General features: G+C 51.2%; 15 protein-coding genes and 1 pseudogene. 10 read left to right on the top strand and 6 right to left on the bottom strand.

The window, feature by feature from the left end; genetic code table 11:
* Positions 1-432, top strand: a pseudogene (locus tag TY10_RS32160) (cell wall anchor protein); the annotation flags it as partial.
* A gap of 64 nt (positions 433-496) precedes the next feature.
* On the opposite strand, the gene TY10_RS23725 reads toward TY10_RS32160, so the two are convergent.
* Entirely contained in the window at positions 497-1,339 is an 843-nt protein-coding gene (locus tag TY10_RS23725) for an oxidoreductase (RefSeq protein WP_042169190.1), read from the bottom strand.
* 208 nt (positions 1,340-1,547) lie between these two features.
* Between TY10_RS23725 and TY10_RS23720 the strand changes: the two genes are divergently transcribed.
* The 3 genes from TY10_RS23720 to TY10_RS23710 all read left to right on the top strand — a co-directional run bounded on the left by TY10_RS23720 (position 1,548) and on the right by TY10_RS23710 (position 3,389).
* Positions 1,548-2,426, top strand: coding sequence for an AraC family transcriptional regulator (locus tag TY10_RS23720; RefSeq protein ID WP_042169187.1), 879 nt, complete (start codon positions 1,548-1,550; stop codon positions 2,424-2,426).
* A gap of 210 nt (positions 2,427-2,636) precedes the next feature.
* Positions 2,637-3,146, top strand: coding sequence for a DUF6773 family protein (locus TY10_RS23715; RefSeq protein ID WP_042169185.1), 510 nt, complete (start codon positions 2,637-2,639; stop codon positions 3,144-3,146).
* A 27-nt stretch (positions 3,147-3,173) separates the two neighbouring features.
* Positions 3,174-3,389 carry a helix-turn-helix transcriptional regulator gene (locus TY10_RS23710; protein ID WP_042169182.1) on the top strand — a complete coding sequence of 72 codons (216 nt, stop codon included), beginning with the start codon at positions 3,174-3,176 and terminating at the stop codon, positions 3,387-3,389.
* Positions 3,390-3,468: 79 nt separating this feature from the next.
* On the opposite strand, the gene TY10_RS23705 is transcribed toward TY10_RS23710, so the two are convergent.
* Positions 3,469-3,918 (bottom strand): SRPBCC domain-containing protein, encoded by a 450-nt coding sequence (locus TY10_RS23705; protein WP_042169180.1) that lies wholly within the window; start codon positions 3,916-3,918, stop codon positions 3,469-3,471.
* A 102-nt stretch (positions 3,919-4,020) separates the two neighbouring features.
* Between TY10_RS23705 and TY10_RS23700 the strand changes: the two genes are divergently transcribed.
* The 6 genes from TY10_RS23700 to TY10_RS23675 all read left to right on the top strand — a co-directional run bounded on the left by TY10_RS23700 (position 4,021) and on the right by TY10_RS23675 (position 11,376).
* Entirely contained in the window at positions 4,021-4,851 is an 831-nt protein-coding gene (locus TY10_RS23700; protein ID WP_155986036.1) for an AraC family transcriptional regulator, read from the top strand.
* 102 nt (positions 4,852-4,953) lie between these two features.
* Positions 4,954-5,397 carry a MarR family winged helix-turn-helix transcriptional regulator gene (locus TY10_RS23695; RefSeq protein WP_042169178.1) on the top strand — a complete coding sequence of 148 codons (444 nt, stop codon included), beginning with the start codon at positions 4,954-4,956 and terminating at the stop codon, positions 5,395-5,397.
* A 118-nt stretch (positions 5,398-5,515) separates the two neighbouring features.
* The gene (locus TY10_RS23690; protein WP_042169175.1) at positions 5,516-6,442 is read left to right on the top strand and encodes a ring-cleaving dioxygenase; all 927 of its coding nucleotides are present in this window, start codon (positions 5,516-5,518) and stop codon (positions 6,440-6,442) included.
* A gap of 11 nt (positions 6,443-6,453) precedes the next feature.
* Complete coding sequence (locus TY10_RS23685) at positions 6,454-7,062, top strand: alpha/beta hydrolase (protein WP_081735461.1); 609 nt, start codon at positions 6,454-6,456, stop codon at positions 7,060-7,062.
* Between the two features lie 13 nt (positions 7,063-7,075).
* A complete protein-coding gene (locus TY10_RS23680) occupies positions 7,076-7,693 on the top strand; it encodes a flavin reductase family protein (protein WP_042169169.1) in 618 nt (205 codons plus the stop codon).
* Between the two features lie 323 nt (positions 7,694-8,016).
* Positions 8,017-11,376 (top strand): S-layer homology domain-containing protein, encoded by a 3,360-nt coding sequence (locus TY10_RS23675; RefSeq protein ID WP_042169167.1) that lies wholly within the window; start codon positions 8,017-8,019, stop codon positions 11,374-11,376.
* A gap of 108 nt (positions 11,377-11,484) precedes the next feature.
* Here TY10_RS23675 and pepT read toward each other — a convergent pair whose 3' ends face one another.
* The 4 genes from pepT to TY10_RS23655 form a co-directional block, all read right to left on the bottom strand.
* Positions 11,485-12,717 carry a peptidase T gene (gene pepT / locus TY10_RS23670; RefSeq protein WP_042169154.1) on the bottom strand — a complete coding sequence of 411 codons (1,233 nt, stop codon included), beginning with the start codon at positions 12,715-12,717 and terminating at the stop codon, positions 11,485-11,487.
* A 204-nt stretch (positions 12,718-12,921) separates the two neighbouring features.
* Positions 12,922-13,602 (bottom strand): hypothetical protein, encoded by a 681-nt coding sequence (locus tag TY10_RS23665; protein ID WP_042169152.1) that lies wholly within the window; start codon positions 13,600-13,602, stop codon positions 12,922-12,924.
* The gene (locus TY10_RS23660; protein ID WP_042169147.1) at positions 13,599-14,495 is read right to left on the bottom strand and encodes an ABC transporter ATP-binding protein; all 897 of its coding nucleotides are present in this window, start codon (positions 14,493-14,495) and stop codon (positions 13,599-13,601) included. The genes TY10_RS23665 and TY10_RS23660 overlap by 4 nt, the downstream gene beginning before the upstream one ends.
* Positions 14,492-14,863: a GntR family transcriptional regulator gene (locus TY10_RS23655; RefSeq protein ID WP_042169144.1), complete on the bottom strand. Its 372-nt coding sequence runs from the start codon at positions 14,861-14,863 to the stop codon at positions 14,492-14,494. Before TY10_RS23655 ends, TY10_RS23660 begins: the two co-directional genes overlap by 4 nt.
* Positions 14,864-15,137 lie beyond the last annotated feature (274 nt).

The raw sequence follows: 15,137 nt of genomic DNA, 5'->3' as shown, positions 1-15,137 counted from the left end.
AAAGGCGGCATTCAGTTTAAAGGTCGCGGATTCAGTGAAGGCGAAGGCAAAGGAATTGGCGGCGGCCAAACTGAAAATCAAGGTAAAGGCGGCGGCATTGGCGGCGGCACGACAGAAAATCAAGGCAAAGGCGGCATCGGCGGCAGCCAGTCGAATAATCAAGGCAAAGGCGGTATCGGCGGCAGCCAAATCGAGAATCAAGGCAAGAGCGGCGTAGGCGGCAGCCAGTCGGGTAACCAAGGTAAAAGCGGCGTAGGCGGCAGCCAGTCGGGTAACCAAGGCAAGAGCGGCGTAGGCGGCAGCCAGTCGGGCAATCAAGGCAAGAGCGGTGTAGGCGGCAGCCAGTCGGGCAATCAAAGCCCGTCCAACAATCAAGGTAATGTAGGCGGCAGCCAAACAAGCCCTGGCAAAAGCGGCAAAGGCTCGCAATAAGCTAGGCGGCTAAATAGCAAGCAAACGGCCTGAGTCAATTGGACTCAGGCCGTTTGCAATTGCATTAATTAACGTCGTCGTGGTCAGTGCCGACAATCACGTCATGCCACGCCTCAATATCTTTGTGGAAGTTTGCGGTTTTTTCTCTATAGTTTTGCAGTGTATCCTTGCCAAGGGGGAGATGAACCGGCGGTTTATCCGCATTGACGAGCAGCAGAAGCGCTTGGGCCAGCTTTTTTGGATCTCCGGGCTGCTTCTTATTGACTTGCGTTGCAATACTTCTCATTTTGCCCACCGTGTCTGCGTAATCCTCGATAATGTTGCCGGTTCGTGTCAGCGAGGTCGTATCCAGGAAGTCGGTTCTGAAATAGCCCGGTTCAACGGCTGTCGCATGAATGCCTAGCGGAGCCAGCTCAATCGCCAGCGTCTCTGTAATGCCTTCAATGGCGAATTTAGTGGAAGCGTACAAGCCCCATCCTTCCGCTCCTCTCAGGCCGCCGACCGACGAAATGTTCACGATATGCCCGGAGCGTTGTTTGCGCATGTGCGGCAGCGCTGCCCGAATGACATTCAACGTGCCGAACACGTTGGTATTGTAGTTGTTTTTCACTTCTTCACCTGAAGCTTCTTCTATCGCACTAAGCAATCCATATCCTGCGTTGTTAACCAGAACGTCGATCTGCCCGAATTTGCCGACAGCCTCACTCATGGCATCATGTGCCTGTGCTTCATTGGTGACATCCAGCAGCACCACATGCAGATTATCGTTATGGTTCAATTGGCTTTGCAGAGCGTCTGCATTGCTGCGGACTGTCGCTACCACTTTATCTCCTGCGTCCAGAGCGGCTTTGGAAATTTCCAAGCCGAGACCTCGGGAGGCTCCTGTAATAAACCATACTTTGCTCATCGTTCATATCCTCCTCAATTCGTGTTGTTCAACGGCTTCATCGTAACATAGGCGGCTGCGCGGTACTTTTCTGTGCGGCTCGAATGCATTTGACATTTTAGCTCAAGCTGAATTGTTGATTTATTTTCTGTTGGCTCGCATGGCCAAGTGTGATATAAGTGACTCCAGAAGCCGATTATAAAGAGGCAATCAGAAAGGGGCGGTGGGAATGATCGAACATTTGGTCAAAGCTCCTCAGGAACTCGCCGAGACGCATAATCAGGTCATTTTGAAAATGAACGGACTATCCGTTATGAAAGCTTGCGTGTTCACGGAGAAGCTGAGAGGGTCTTTGTTTCTGGAAGATCATCTGCTGTTATTCGTTCAGCGCGGCGTGTATTCCATCAGCTATGGCGGGGAGATTTATGACGTGCGTCCCAACGAGATGATTTTGCTGAAAAAAGCAATTGTCGTCCAATACCAGAAAACTGGCGATCCGGATGGCGACGGCATGATGGAATACCGGATGTTCTTTCTGAAGGATGACCTGCTCAGAGAGTTTTCCAGACTGTCTGGCATAAAGCCAAAAGCACCAGCAGCTTCGGTCGCTGTCTCCGTTAAGCCGGTTAACGAGCGCCTTCTGAAATACGTGGATTCATTAGAACCTTATTTCACCGAACCCGACGGCATTGATGAGCATTTGATTAAAATTAAACTGCTGGAGCTGCTTTTTGATCTCGCTGCGGCCGATCAGGATCTCATGCTGCAATTGCTTCAGCTGAAGCAGCAGGCACGTTCCGATATTCCCAAAATCGTCGAGGAAAACCTGTTAAATCCGGTATCGGTCGATGATTTGGCGTACTTATCCGGCCGAAGCTTGTCCACCTTCAAACGAGAGTTCCAAGCGATCTACAGCATGCCCCCGCGCCAATGGATTCGGGAAAGAAGGCTGGACCGGGCGAAAGAGCTGCTGATGAACTCCGCTTTATCGGTTACGGACATTTGTTATATGACGGGGTTTGAAAATAGTACCCATTTCTCGCGTGCGTTCAAAGAGCAGTATGGAATCTCTCCGGCCTTCTACAGACAAAAATACAGCTTTGCATGACCAGTGGTTCATGCTCGCAGGCGTTACAATAACGCAAGCGGGTTTGAACCAAATGAAAACGTGTCCGGCCCCAATTATTGCGTAAATTACCCGCCCCTACTCTGGGGCGGTTTTTTTGTTGGAAAGACAGATATAATAAATAAAATGACAGCTATAATTTACATTTTGTTATTTATATCATACTATAGATAACAAAGGAGTGATGGATAAATGAGGAAAATTGGTTGGTTGAGAAGTTCTACAGGTGATGAGAGGCTGGATCAGGTGCGGAATAAACTGTATGTCGAAGCTTATTGGCTGGTCGTTCTCATTTGTTATGTATCAGCTATCGTAAAGCTTATACGTTTTGGAACAGACTATAAGCTATTTCTTACAGAACTCATTATTCTAGTGGCTACGAGCTTTTACATTGGCCTTCGTTCCATCCTTAAAGGGGTGTATGCGGCCGAGGTTGAGCTGAAGGAACGGAGGAGCCGGGTGTCGCGAAGCAAGAAACAAATGATTAGCGGACTTGTGCTGGGCCTCGGTATTGCGATATTCTTCGGAGTGAGAAGCGCTGTCTTATATGGGGACGACAGCACTCGTTTCGTATATTTTTTATCTGTTTTTGCGTTTTCGATTATCTTCTATATTCCGTTGTTTCTAATGGTACTGTGGTTTGGGGACGCTGCTGCAAGAAAGGTGAGCCAGTCGATGGGACCTAAAGATGATGAGGAATAGGAGACAAGCGGGAAAGGGAACCAGCCTATGAAAAATTCGAAAAATATGAGACTGAAGCTGGCGCGTGTTGAAAAGGAGCTGTCACAGGATGAGCTTGCCCGGCTTGTGGGCGTGTCCCGGCAGACAATCGGTCTGATCGAGTCGGGGAATTACAATCCAAGCTTAAGTCTTTGCGTAGCCATTTGCCGCTGCCTGTCCAAGACGTTGAATGATCTCTTCTGGGAAGAGCAAGCGGACCAGTAAACAATCTGTAAAATGAAAAGCCGCCTTTTGGCGGCTTTTTTGCTTCCTCTTCGGTGGGTTAGCAAGGCACATTGTACAATTACCAGCCTAAATTAAGTGTTTTACCCGTCTCGGCGTAAGTTTTAATATCACTCAGCAGCATCGGCCATACATCTGCTGTTTTCTGATAACCGGGATGGCCCTCGGACCATTCATCATTGAGCAGCGTTAGCTTGGTACAAGCGCCGAAAGGCTCTAAGGTGTAGGTCACGCGGCAGCTCAGCTCGGCATGGTTGGTGTAATAGGTGGCGCCGGGATGCTCGATATAGCTGAACTGGCGGCCAGGCTCGAAGTAGAGCACCGTACCGTAAATATGAACCGTCTCCGGACCGTCATTGCCGGGCCCGACATATTCAAGCGCTGCGCCTTCTTCGAAGGTTGAACGCAAGACACAGTCGTAGTACAGCTTGCGGGTATGCTCAGGTGAAGTGAACAGGCTCCATACTTTTTCCGGCGTTGCGTCGATATAGATCGTAAATTGAAGGTTCATGGCGATGACCTCTTTTCTGAAAGTGATGTTCTTGCTATTCTAACTGTATGAAATGGACGGGCAGCGGTATAGTAAAAACGCGACAGACAGGAGGCGGGACGTATGGGATCTGGAGAAGAAATCAATCAATTGCAGCAGGAGACGCATAAGGATCTGGCCGGCAGAGGCATTCTATATCCAACCAGCCGCAAATTTCAAGTTGCAAGGTATGAGCCTTGCGCGGAATTGCGGCCTTTCATCCGTCATTACTGGATCATTGAATGGGATTTAACAGGAGAGCCTCCATACAAGCAGGAAGTGCTGCAAAATCCGGTCATCAATCTCGTTTTCGAGAAGGACCAGACCGGAATCTTCGGCGTTGAGCGTAAAAAGTCGCATCATATGCTGGAGGGCATCGGGCATGTGCTGGGCGTTCATTTTTTGCCGGGAGGCTTTTACCCGTTCTTTGGAGGGCGATCTGTCAGTGATTTAACTGATACATCCGCCAGCCTGGAGGATGTATTCGGTTGTTCGACTGCAGAGCTGGAGCTTGAGGTGCTGTCGCAACCTGACCACAGCGGCAGAATTGGCGTATTTGAACGTTTCCTGCTGGAGCGGCTTCCTGCTGCAGACGACAATGTCGCATCGATTTGCGCGATTATCGACCGGATTATTGCGGAGCACCAGGTGACCAAGGTAGAGCATCTGATGGATGGCCTTGGCATGAGCAAAAGAACGCTGCAGCGTCTATTCAGCCAATATGTTGGCGTATCTCCGAAATGGGTCATTCAGCGCTATCGCATGCTGGAGGCTGCAGAGCTTGCAGCTGCCGGCAATGAGATTGACTGGCCGTCGCTGGCTGTAGAGCTGGGCTTTTTCGATCAGGCGCATTTTATAAAAGCGTTCAAAGCGCTCGTTGGCTTATCACCGGATTCGTACGCTAGACGTTTATAAAAAAGTAAATCGGACGGTTGACATTTATCTCAATATCATATATCTTAAATTTAAGATAATAAAAATTAAGACATTCCGATGCGAGAGATGAGGCCGATCGATATGGCACAAAACAAAGATGAATCACTGGAGCTGTATATTGCGCTTTCCCGGGCCAGCCAATGGGTGAATGCGCATGCCGACCGGGACATTCGCAAGCATGGCTTGAACCGGACGGAGTTCGGCGTGCTGGAGCTGCTGCATCATAAGGGGCCGCAGCCGCTGCAGCAAATCGGGGGCAAGGTACTGATGAGCAGCGGGAACATTACCTATGTAGTCGATAAGCTGGAGAAGAAGAAGCTGGTATGCCGGAAAGCGTCGACCGAGGATCGCCGATTAACCTATGCCGAGATAACGGAAGCAGGCACACGGTTCATTGAGGAAGTATTTCCTGCCCATGCAGACGTGATTCGCAGTTCGGTTGACGGACTGACTGCGGAGGAGAAGCAGGCGGCAAGCGCACTGCTCAAGAAGCTTGGACGTTTCGCGGAGAGCAGCTATAAGTAGCTGTTCGCCGAATCATAGATAAGCAGTTAACGATGAACAAATCACGATAGAACGATAACAACAACATTGAGGGAGTGGATCGTAATGACAGAACAAACGAAATTAAAAATCAGCAGGTATTCACCATATTACCGCTTTTGTACGTGACGCGCAGGCGACAGTCGATTTTTATGCAGGGTTGCTGGGATTGCGTTTAGTTAAAAAAACGATCAACTTCGATGCGCCGGAAGTTTATCATCTGTACTTTGGTGATGAGCAGGGAAGTCCGGGGACGATTATTACATTTTTCCCTTCGGCAGGCTCGCGTCTCGGACGTGTCGGCGCTGGTCAAGTCGGCATTACAACCTACGTCGTTCCGGTTGACTCGCTCGATTTCTGGCGGGAGAGATTGGCGAAATTCAATATTGCGGTGACAGAGACGACAAGATTCGGCGAAACGTATCTGCAGTTTGATGATCCGGACGGCATGCACGCAGAGCTGGTTGCCCGGGAGGCCGGCACGGCAAGTACTTGGGGCTTTGGCGGCGTTCCGGCTGAGAAAGCGATCAAAGGCTTTGGCGGAGCTGTATTGTTCAGCCTGGCGCCTAGCCGTACCGCTCATTTGCTGGAGCATGTAATGGGGCTGACCAAAGTCGGCGAGGAGAACGGCTTTGCGCGGTTCCAATCGTTTGGCGACATCGGCAATATTATCGATGTGAACGTGACGCCAATGGCAGCAGGTGCAGGCGGCGCGGGAACGGTTCATCATATCGCATGGCGCGCCAAAGATTTCGAAGAGCATGAGAGCTGGAGAACGCAGGTCGAGACTAGCGGCTATCAGCCGACTCCGATCGTGGACCGTCAATATTTCAATGCAATCTATTTCCGTGAAGCGGGCGGAATTCTGTTCGAGATCGCGACCGATCCTCCGGGCTTTGCCCGTGATGAGGAGCAAGAAAATCTCGGCGAGAAACTGATGCTGCCGGAATGGTATGAGAAACACCGCGATCAGATCGTTAAATTGCTGCCGCCGATTGAAGTTCGCGTATTGAAGGAGGATCAGTAATGACAGCGACGATGAAGCATATTTTCAAACCAGGTACCGACCCGTCTGCTCCCGTACTACTGCTGCTCCATGGAACGGGAGGGACTGAAAGCGATCTGCTGCCGCTGGCCGTGGCGATTTCTCCGGCGTCTTCGGTGCTTAGCGTAAGGGGCAATGTATTGGAAAATGGTATGCCGCGGTTTTTCCGCCGGCTGGCTGAAGGCGTATTCGATATTGAGGATTTGATCTTCCGGACTCAGGAATTGAACGAATTTCTGGACCAGGCCGCAGAGGAATACGGATTCGACCGCCGCAATCTCATTGCCATAGGTTATTCGAATGGCGCCAACATTGCAGCAAGTCTGTTGTTCCATGACAGGGATGCGCTGCGCGGTGCGATTCTGCATCATCCAATGGTGCCGCTGCGCGGCATTGAACTGCCGGCTCTCACAGACGTTCCCGTCTTCATCGGAGCGGGCAGCAATGATCCGATCTGCTCGCCGCAGGAGACGGAGGAGCTTACCTCATTGTTAACAGGGGCAGGAGCTTCGGTAAATGTACACTGGGAGCGGTTCGGCCATCAGCTCACTGGTACGGAGGTGGCGGCAGCCGCCCAGTGGTACCGGGAGAATATCGTGTAACGGAGGAAAAGTTATGGTGATGATCGACCCGTCGGCACTAAGCGCCCGCGACAATTATAAGCTGTTGATTGGTAGCATCATCCCGAGGCCTATCGCCTTAGTCACGACATTGTCTGATCAGGGAGTTCTAAACGCGGCACCCTTCAGTTTTTTCAATATTGTCAGCTCGAACCCGCCGCTTGTTTCGGTCTCTGTGCAGCGAAAGAATGGCGAGAGGAAGGATACGGCGCGCAACGCAATAGGAAAGGGACAATTCGTCGTCCATATCGCCGACGAGTCCTTTCTTGAGGCGATGAATGCGACGGCGGCAAGCCTGCCGCCGGAGGAGAGCGAGGTGCAGGCAGCCGGATTAACTCTGGTCAGCAGCCAGCGGATTGAAGTTCCTGGTGTAGCCGAGCCCCGTATTCGAATGGAATGCTTATTGGAGCAAGCATTGGAGCTTGGAGGCGATGCGGAAGGCGGGCCTGCCTGCGATCTGCTTATCGGGCGGGTTGTCGCTTACCATATCGCCGATTCGGTTTATGATGGGGATGGGCATATCGATCCCCGCAAGCTTCAGCCAGTAAGCCGGCTTGCCGGTCATGATTATGCCGGTCTTGGCGATATTTTCACAGTGGAAAGACCGTTGTAGCTATCATAGAAACGAGTCTCTAGCGATTAGGCTAGGGCTCGTTTTTTTCTACTTCAAGCTGGCTCTGCTAGGCAGCTTCAAAGGAATTGAGCCGACTATTTCAACACTTTTATAAAATTCCAAAAATCGACAAATTTTGAAATTGAATTAGAGAGTGGTTGAGCGCTTGTCCTTATTTATTCACAATATTTATTTTCAAAACGCCGCAACAATTTCCAAATACGTTTCGTATCAAATATACCGGGTGAACGGTCATAGAGTACTGACTATGTTACGAATCGTATAGGGCATGTCCGGAAAGAGGATAAGGAGGTAGAGCGAAGTTGAGGAAGAAACTCGTTTGTCTGAGCCTTATTTTCACTTTAATTGTCGGCTTGGGCGTATGGCCAGAGTTTGGAGGGCCGGTTGAAGCGGCGGATGCCGGAGGCGGCATCGTGTATGTAAATGCGAATGCAAAAGGAAGAGAAAACGGAACGAGCTGGGAAAACGCCTATCGGGATTTGGAGGACGCGTTATCAGAAACGGAGGAGAATAGCGGGAAAGAGATTTGGGTGGCCAAGGGTACTTATTATCCAAGCGAATATCAGGAGGACAGGGATCGCCGGACCCGCCATTTCAAACTGAAAAATGGTGTCGCGATACGTGGAGGTTTTGCCGGCAATGAGAAAATCGGGGACGGTTCGTCCGTTCAAGCAATGCTCGCAAACCGCGATTTCAATGCGAATGAAACGGTGCTTAGCGCCGATATTAACCGGGACCGCAAAGCGAACGGCAACGTCTATCAAGTCATTAAGAATAAAGATGTGAACGCAACCGCCGTATTGGACGGCGTGACGATTACAGGCGGTTTTGCATCGGACAAAACGATCAATACAGGCGCAGGCATGCTGAACGAGAATAGCAGCCCTACGCTGCTCAATATTATTTTTACTAGAAATGAAGCGGTCAACGGAGGCGGACTCGCCAACTACAACAGCAGTCCGAAGCTGACGAACGTGACGTTCGCCGATAATCGCGCCGCCCGCAGCGGCGGGGGCATTTACAATCAGGACAACAGCAATCCTGTTATTACGAATGCAGTCTTCTATGCGAATCGTGCGACGGATGGCGGCGGTTTGTTCAATGCGAGCAGCAGTCCGGTGCTGACGAATGTGACGATCGCGAGTAACGAAGCGAGCGACGGGGGCGGCGGAATTCTGAATGCTGGCGCCAGCAAGCCGCAGCTTCGCAATAGCATTGTGGGCAACAACAATGACCGGGATTTCCACAGCATTACGAACCGGGATGGCGGTACGATTGATATTTCCTACAGCATTGTGCAGGATGATAAGCCTGACGGCATTCTGAACGAAGCAGTGGGCAATAGCATTGTTGGCAACAGTGACGCTGATCCGTTGCTGTTCACCGATCAGAATCGCTATCTGCAGCCTAAGAAGGAATCTCCTGCTATCGACAAGGGCTCCAATGCAGTGTTCCAGCAGGGCGCATCGCCGGATCTTTCTTCTATTACGACAGACAGAAGCGGGCGGGCGCGCATCGTGAACGGAACGGTCGATATCGGCGCCTATGAGTTTGTATGGGCGAGCAAGGTGTCGCTTACGCTGACTCCGGATCTGACGGAACCGACGCAGAAGCCGGTTCAAGTGACGGTGAAGGCGGAGCTGGAAGGGGAGAACAACGGCGTTGCTACTATTAAATGGGCAGAAGGGCAACGTGATGCCGCTTATTTCGCAAATAGCGGAACCGATATAACGGGAAGCAGCAAAGCATCTTTTGCCGCGAATGGCACCTACACCTTCTATGTACGTGACAAGTATGGCAACGAAGCGGCGAAGACGATCACCATCTCGAATATATGGACGGGACAGCCGGTTATTCAGTTAACACCGGATACGACGGCTCCAACCAACGGTCAGGTGAAGGTATCTGTCAATGCCAGTGCACAAGGCGCGGGCAATTCGCTTGTCCAACTGAAATGGGCTTCGGGCAACCGGAATGCCGATTATTTTGCCGCGCAGGGTACGGATATACGGAATGCCAGCTCGTTCTCGGTGACCTCTAACGGTGTCTATACGGTGTACGCACTGGACAAAGCCGGGAATGCTGCGGTGAAGACAATAGAGATCAGCAATATCGGCATTGGCAACAAGCCGCTGATTTTAACCGCGCTCAGCACGCAAGCTCCGGTCAACGGCTCGGTAGATGTGACGGTCATAGCAACAGTGCAGGCATCGGGAGCACGGTTGTCGCAGCTGAAGTGGGCAGACGGCACGCGTGATGCCGCTTATTTCGACAATAGAGGAAGCACAGTTTCCAACGGCGGGAAGTTTACAGCGACCTCTAACGGAGTCTACACCGTTTATGCCCGTGATTCCTACGGCAATGAATCGGTAAACACGATTACAATTACCAATATTATTAAAGTAGCTCCGGTGATCCAGACATCGATCAGTCCGCAGACGACGACAACAGGCTCGGTACAAGTGTATATTGCAGTAACGCTGCAGGGGGAAGGAAATGGATTATCGCAGTTGAAATGGGACAGCGGTCAGCGTGATGCCGCTTATTTCGCCTCTAAAGGTACGGATATAAAAAATGCAAACAGCTTCTTAGCCTATTCGAATGGAACTTATACGGTCTACGCGAAGGACACGGCGGGTAATGCATCTGTTGCCTTGGTTCAAGTGACCAATATCCGTTCGAATTCATCGGAGGAAAGCTGGTGTTCGATTAATAGAAGGACAACAGTTTTAGTCGGTAAATCAGCCGTATTAAATCTATCGGATCAGGTTTCTGTCCATATTCCGTCCGGAGCGGCAGGCCGGGATTTATGCTATCAGCTGGAAACCGCTCCTAAACCGGATCGCATGGACGGTGCGGGCTATAGCGTGTTAAGCGGCTTCTTCAAATGGGGGGCGGATTATGCGACTTCCTACGCGCAGCCGGTCCAGCTGTCCATCGCCTATGACCGCTGGCAGCTGCGCAGCGACCAAGTCGGCAGCATTTTCAGCTATGATCCGGTTGCCAAGAGATGGACGGAGCTTGGAGGCACGGCGGATGGCAATCGAATCAAGGTGGATGTGCGTAATGTAACGACCGGAGCAATCTATGCAGTATTCTCCCGTGACTATGTGCCGCCTAAACCGCAGGTGACCTTCAACGATATCGCCGGACACTGGGCGGCAGTTGGCATTCGTGAAGCGGCTGAGAAGGGAATTGTGCAAGGCGATCCAAGCGGACGCTTCCGTCCGAATGCCTCCATTACACGGGCTGAGTTTGTCGTCATGGTCATGAATACGCAAGGCCCGGTCAATGACAGCTCGCTCCCGTATTTCCGGGATGGAGCGGACATTGGCTCATGGGCGCAGCCGGCCATAGCCAAGGCGGTTCGCTTGGGACTCGTATCCGGCTATGAGGACGGCACCTTCCGTCCGAATGCCCGTATTACCCGAGCGGAAATCGCGGTCATCATTGGCCGGATGCTCAAGATACCGGGCGGAAGCTATTCATATACGAGCTTTGACGATGACCGGTATATTCCGAAGTGGGCGAAAAGCTCCGTCGAATCGCTGCACCGGATCGGCATCGTTGACGGAAGAAGCGCGAATCGCTTTGAACCGCTGGCTAATGCGACCCGTGCGGAAGCGGTGCTCTTGCTGCTGCGGGCGATAAAGCTCGGCTGATACAATAAGCGGCAGCTATATAAAAGAAGACGGCTCCTTCATGGCGAGGGAGCCGTCTTCTTTTTGCCCATTTTACCCTAGCGGGTTGCGGGCTGACGTTGTTGCTAATTATTGTTGTTCTTGCTGCTCGAAACGTTTGACGATCTCGATAATGACGTTGACCGCCTTCTCCATATTGTCGATTGAGACGTATTCGTATTTGCCGTGGTAGTTCTCCCCGCCTGTAAAGATATTCGGAGTCGGCAGTCCCATATATGACAACTGGGAGCCGTCAGTGCCGCCGCGGATCGGCTTAATAATCGGCGTAATGCCAAGGGATTCCATCGCATCACGCGCAAGTTCGACGATATGGAAAACCGGCTCGATTTTGTCCCGCATGTTGTAGTATTGATCATTCATTTCCAAGACGATGCTATTGGCACCATAAATGGCTTGCAGCTCGGATACCACACTGGACATAAACGCTTTGCGTGCTTCGAATTTTTGCTTGTCGTGGTCACGAATGATATAGCTGAGCTTGGTCAGCTCGACATCGCCCTGCATCGACAGCAGATGGTAGAAGCCTTCGTAGCCCTCCGTAAGCTCCGGCGTTTCTTCGGCCGGCAGTCTGCGCTGCAGCTCCATCGCAATCTTGATGGAATTGACCATTTTACCCTTGGCGGTGCCAGGGTGAACGTTAGTGCCCCTGCATGTTATTTTTACACCTGCGGCATTGAAGCTTTCGTATTCCAGCTCGCCGAGCGGGCCGCCATCGACTGTATAGGCATAACGGGCTCCGAATGCGGCGACATCGAACCGATGCGGGCCCCGTCCAATCTCCTCATCCGGAGTAAAGGCTACGCGCACTTTGCCGTGCTTAATTTCCGGGTGCTGGATCAAGTAAGCCATCGCAGTCATGATTTCGGCAATGCCGGCTTTGTTGTCGGCTCCGAGCAAAGTTGTGCCGTCTGTCGTCATAAGCGTCTGGCCTTTGTAGCTGCTCAGCTCAGGAAATTCACGCGTAGACAGTGTAACGCCAGTGTTCAGCACGATATCTCCGCCGTCGTAGTTGTCGATGATTTGAGGTTTGACGTTCTTGCCGGTGAAATCGCTCGCCGTATCGACATGGGCCAGAAAGCCGATCGTCGCCACCTGCTTCTCTGTGTTGGACGGCAGTGTTGCCATCACGTAGCCATTGCCGTCAATGGTTACCTCCTCCATGCCGATGGCTTTAAGTTCATCCACCAGTTGGTTGGCCAGCACAAGCTGACCCGGCGTTGTCGGGCATGTCTCGCTCTCGGCATCGGATTGCGTATCGACAATAACATAGGACGTGAGCCGTTTAATGATCTCTTCTTTCATAACGTATATCGTTCTCCCTTCGCTGGGTATGTAGTAGTGAGCGCAAGCTGTACCCCTTTATTATAGACCAGTCAAAATAAGAAAACGAATGCGGACATTTTTACAGATGTTGAGTGCTAGAGAAGAGCCGGGAGGACAAAAACCCCCTTTTTGCCCGAGATGTGAAAGAGCTTCACCTCGTGGAAGAAGGGGATATTGGGAGTGCTATACGGTTGACCTGCGCAAGAGCAAGTAGGATACGAGGGCATAAATGAGCGTAATCGGAATCAGCCAGAGTGCGATATCCACTGCAGTTTTATCAGAGAACCAGGCGAAAATATATTTCCACCAGTTGTAGTGGGTCATCAAGAAGGAGAGGACGGTGGAAATGGCAACGCCGGCGATGGCCATTACAATCATGCCGATGCCTTTAAATTTGCGGTAGATGCTGCCAATGGTGAAGCCGCTGAAGAACAGCATAATAATGATCATGAAGTAAACGAACAATTGTTGGATCATCGAGCCATCGTTCAGATAGGGGAGACTGAAGAAGTGCAAATGGGTACCCCATCCTGCGGTCGCTTTTTCAATCATGCCGAGCACCAGCAAGACGACTGAGATGAAGAGGCTGTTCGCTGCAGCGAACAAAGCGGTACCTGTAAAATAGTCATGCCGTCTGACACTGAAGCTGAGCGCGAAATTGAACGTTTGCGGCAGGACGGTAATGCCCATAACGAACAAGTAGACAAGGATCGACAGGATGCCGCCCGTTGTAATTTCCTCTTGGGAGATGTAGCCGACGATGAGATTGACTAGAAAACTGGATGCAAGCACAGCGTAGGGAATGATAAACCAAGTCGCTTTGTCTCTAAAATGCATTTTCAATACACTGGATAAGCGGTTCATGAGCGGTCAGCCTCCTTGGCATCCAATTTTCCGTTCGTCAGATGAATAATCAACTGCTGCAATGATACCGGCGCGAGCTCTAAGCCCAGCGATTCGGCTTTTTTCCGTTCGTCAGCGGTCAACCTGCCCATAACTGCGGCATTGACCAAAGCGCCGAACGGCTGCTTGGCGATAATTTTTTTGCCTGCAAGGAACGGTTCCACGATGCTGGAAGAACCTGCGATAGAATAAGCGGCACCCCGCAGCTCTTCGGAATCTTCGTCGAGAATAATGCTGCCGTTATCGACGACGATGACATGCTCCAGCATGCGGCTCACCTCATCAATCAAATGTGTGGAAAGAATGACTGTTCGCGGATTCTCGGAGTAGTCCTCCAGCAGCCGATCGTAGAACAGAGAACGGGCAACTGCGTCCAGACCCAGATAGGGCTCATCGAAAATCGTCAGCGGAGCCCGGCTCGCAAGTCCGACAATAATGCCCAGCGAGGAGTGCATCCCGCGCGACAGCTTCTTGATGCGGCGCTTAAGCGGCAGCTGGAAGTCTTGGAGAAGCGAGTAGGCGTATTCCCGGTCCCAGTTCGGGAAGAGCGATTCCGACAGCTCTAGGACGTCAATTACTCTGTAGTTGTCTGGGTATTTGAGGCTTTCTTTGATGAAGCAGATCTGACTGAGGACGTTATTGTTCTCATAAGGCGACTCGCCGAAAATCTTCATCTCGCCGCTCGTCGCAAATAATTGTGCGGTCAGCATATGCATGATCGTCGTTTTGCCTGCGCCGTTGCGGCCCAGCAGGCCGTAAATTTTGTCCGGCTCGAGACTGAAGCTGACGCCTTTTACCGCTTGGACGGTTCCATAGGTTTTGGTCAGTTGTTTGACTTCTACTACATTCGTCATTTGGATGCATCCCCTCTCTGAATCATGGTCATCAGTTGCTCCGATGTTATGCCGAGCTTCTCCGCTTCCCTCATCATCGTTACGATATACTGCTCGAAGAACAATTCCTGCCGCTTGCCAATCAGCTTCGATTTCGCCCCGGTTGCCACAAACATTCCAATCCCTCTCTTCTTATACAAAATGCCTTCATCTGCAAGGAGGTTGACGCCCTTAGCCGCTGTAGCGGGATTAATCTGATGGTAGGCTGCAAACTCGTTCTTCGAGGGTACCTGTGCTTCCTCGGGTAATCTGCCTTCTATAATGTCATCCTCGATCTGTTCGGCGATCTGCATAAATATCGGCCGGCTGTCGTCAATGGAAAGAACCATAATCTGCTGCTCACCTCCTGGTCACTCTCTCGGTGGAGTGGTTGGTTACTCATGTAATCAACTATACAGGCGACGGCGCTCGATGTCAACGGGCAGGAGTAAAATTGGGCTAGGGTGAAGGGAGCGTGGTAGGAGGGGAAGGTAAAACAAGGCAGAATAAGGTACAGTGAGATCGATTGAGATAAAACAAGAGCAGGATGAGATAGAACAAGAGAAGATTAATTGGAATTGGTCTCTGGGATGTAGCGAGTGAAGGGTGAAGCGGGTGGAATAC

Origin of the sequence: Paenibacillus gorillae, assembly GCF_000513275.1 — a bacterium.
GTDB lineage: Bacteria > Bacillota > Bacilli > Paenibacillales > Paenibacillaceae > Pristimantibacillus > Pristimantibacillus gorillae.
The sequence above is the reverse complement of the archived record's forward strand: the minus strand, read 5'-3'. Positions and strand labels throughout refer to the sequence as shown.

Excerpts from the sequence above, each read along its gene's own strand:
- TY10_RS23725 (WP_042169190.1), bottom strand. The coding sequence starts at position 1,339 with ATGAGCAAAGTATGGTTTATTACAGGAGCCTCCCGAGGTCTCGGCTTG.
- TY10_RS23705 (WP_042169180.1), bottom strand. The coding sequence starts at position 3,918 with ATGAACCTTCAATTTACGATCTATATCGACGCAACGCCGGAAAAAGTA.
- TY10_RS23715 (WP_042169185.1), top strand. The coding sequence starts at position 2,637 with ATGAGGAAAATTGGTTGGTTGAGAAGTTCTACAGGTGATGAGAGGCTG.
- TY10_RS23655 (WP_042169144.1), bottom strand. The coding sequence starts at position 14,863 with ATGGTTCTTTCCATTGACGACAGCCGGCCGATATTTATGCAGATCGCC.
- TY10_RS23695 (WP_042169178.1), top strand. The coding sequence starts at position 4,954 with ATGGCACAAAACAAAGATGAATCACTGGAGCTGTATATTGCGCTTTCC.
- TY10_RS23700 (WP_155986036.1), top strand. The coding sequence starts at position 4,021 with ATGGGATCTGGAGAAGAAATCAATCAATTGCAGCAGGAGACGCATAAG.
- TY10_RS23720 (WP_042169187.1), top strand. The coding sequence starts at position 1,548 with ATGATCGAACATTTGGTCAAAGCTCCTCAGGAACTCGCCGAGACGCAT.
- TY10_RS23665 (WP_042169152.1), bottom strand. The coding sequence starts at position 13,602 with ATGAACCGCTTATCCAGTGTATTGAAAATGCATTTTAGAGACAAAGCG.
- TY10_RS23680 (WP_042169169.1), top strand. The coding sequence starts at position 7,076 with ATGGTGATGATCGACCCGTCGGCACTAAGCGCCCGCGACAATTATAAG.
- TY10_RS23710 (WP_042169182.1), top strand. The coding sequence starts at position 3,174 with ATGAAAAATTCGAAAAATATGAGACTGAAGCTGGCGCGTGTTGAAAAG.
- TY10_RS23685 (WP_081735461.1), top strand. The coding sequence starts at position 6,454 with ATGAAGCATATTTTCAAACCAGGTACCGACCCGTCTGCTCCCGTACTA.
- TY10_RS23660 (WP_042169147.1), bottom strand. The coding sequence starts at position 14,495 with ATGACGAATGTAGTAGAAGTCAAACAACTGACCAAAACCTATGGAACC.
- pepT (WP_042169154.1), bottom strand. The coding sequence starts at position 12,717 with ATGAAAGAAGAGATCATTAAACGGCTCACGTCCTATGTTATTGTCGAT.